Origin of the sequence: Dietzia sp. SLG310A2-38A2, from assembly GCF_014145095.1 — a bacterium.
Lineage (GTDB): Bacteria > Actinomycetota > Actinomycetes > Mycobacteriales > Mycobacteriaceae > Dietzia.
The window spans coordinates 1-1,801 of the sequence record NZ_JAALDX010000297.1 but is presented as its reverse complement, the minus strand read 5'-3'; the positions used below and the strand labels follow the sequence as shown (position 1 = coordinate 1,801).

Annotated in this window: 2 protein-coding genes; both read left to right on the top strand. The window is 68.5% G+C overall.

Going from position 1 to position 1,801, the window contains the following annotated elements:
* Window positions 1-1,260: aspartate aminotransferase family protein (locus tag G6027_RS11120; RefSeq protein ID WP_182637240.1), on the top strand; the 1,260-nt coding region annotated here is incomplete at its 5' end.
* A 6-nt stretch (window positions 1,261-1,266) separates the two neighbouring features.
* A complete protein-coding gene (locus G6027_RS11115) occupies window positions 1,267-1,698 on the top strand; it encodes a phage holin family protein (RefSeq protein ID WP_182637239.1) in 432 nt (143 codons plus the stop codon).
* Window positions 1,699-1,801 lie beyond the last annotated feature (103 nt).

Sequence of the window (1,801 nt, the reverse complement as noted above, 5' to 3'; positions counted from 1 at the left end):
GTCACCGCCGCAGAGGGCTGCCACCTGACCGACGGCGACGGAAACCGCCTGCTCGACTTCACCTCCCAGCTGGTCAACACCAACATCGGCCACCAGCACCCCGTGGTGGTCAAGGCCATCCAGGACCAGGCCGCCGAGCTGTGCACCATCAACCCCGCGCACGCCAACGCCGCCCGCGCCGAGGCCGCCCGGCTGGTCGCCGAGGTCGCGCCCGCCGGCATGAACCGCGTGTTCTTCACCAACGCCGGCACCGAGGCCGTCGAGCACGCCGTCCGCATGGCGCGCCGCCACACCGGCCGCCACAAGACCCTCTCGGCGTTCCGCAGCTACCACGGCGCCACCACCACCTCGATGAACCTCACCGGCGACGCCCGCCGCTGGGCCAACGACCACGGCAACACCGGCGCCGTGCACTTCCACGCGCCCTACCTGTACCGCTCGCAGTTCTATGCGGAGAACGAGAAGCAGGAGTGCGACCGCGCGCTCGAGCACCTGGACTCGCTCATCGCGCTCGAGGGCCCGGACCACTTCGCCGCCCTGATCATCGAATCGGTGCCCGGCACCGTCGGGATCATGGTGCCGCCGGCCGACTACCTGCGCGGCGTGCGCGAGATCTGCGACAAGTACGGGATCGTCATGATCTGCGACGAGGTCATGTCCGGCTTCGGCCGCACCGGCGCCTGGCTGGCCCTGGACAACTTCCGCTCCGGCGACGACGACTGGGCGCCCGACCTCATCACCTTTGCCAAGGGCTCCAACTCCGGCTACGTCCCGCTCGGCGGGGTGATCCTCCACGACCGGATCGCCGCCTCTTTCGAGACCACCCCCTACACCGGCGGCCTGACCTACGCCGGACACCCCCTGGCCTGCGCTTCCGTGGTGGCCACGATCAACCTGATGAGGGACGAGAAGATCGTCGAGAACGCCCGCACGATCGGCGAGGACGTGATCGGCCCGCGCCTGCGCGAGCTCGCCGAGAAGCACCCGTCGATCGGCGAGGTCCGCGGCCTGGGAGTGTTCTGGGCCGTGGAGATGGTGGCCGACCGCGAGACACGCGAGCCCCTCGCCCCCTACGGTGGGAGTTCGGAGGCCATGGCCAGGACCTTCGCCGCCGCGAAGTCCGACGGCGTGCTGTTGTTCATGAACTACAACCGATTCCACATCGTTCCGCCCTGCATCATCACGGCGGACGAGGCCAATGCGGGACTCGACATCTTCGACCGCGCACTCGATGTGGCCGATTCCTACGTGGGGAGCTGACCGGACATGGCACTGGTACTGGGACTGATAGTCAACGCCGTCGCCCTGTGGGTGGCAACTGTGATCGTGCCGGGGATCACCCTGTACGAACCCGCCGCGGACGCCGGCATGGCCTCCGGCACCGCGGACACCGAGGTGAGTGTGCCGACCATCGCGGCGCTGCTCATCGTGGCCGTGGTGTTCACGCTGGTCAACGCGGTGATCAAGCCGATCGTGCAGCTGCTGTCGCTGCCGCTGACGATCCTCACGCTGGGGCTGTTCCTGCTGGTGGTCAACGCGCTGATGCTTATGCTCACCGGCTGGATTACCACCACGTTCCAGCCCTTCGGCGCGCAGTACGTGGTGAGCGGGTTCTGGGCGGCGTTCTTCGGGGCGATCGTGATCGGACTGGTCAACTGGGTGCTCGGCATGGTGCTCCCCACGCGCGCCCGCGACTGAGGTCCGGCCGCCGCGCGAGCCCGGCCCCTGCACGAGCCCGGCCCCTGCACGAGAAGAGCGTTCCGAACACATCCGCCGAGGGCGGTTTCATACGGTTGTTGCA

What these genes read in the sequence shown, in the direction of transcription:
- G6027_RS11115 (WP_182637239.1), top strand. Translation starts at nt 1,267, where the DNA reads ATGGCACTGGTACTGGGACTGATAGTCAACGCCGTCGCCCTGTGGGTG.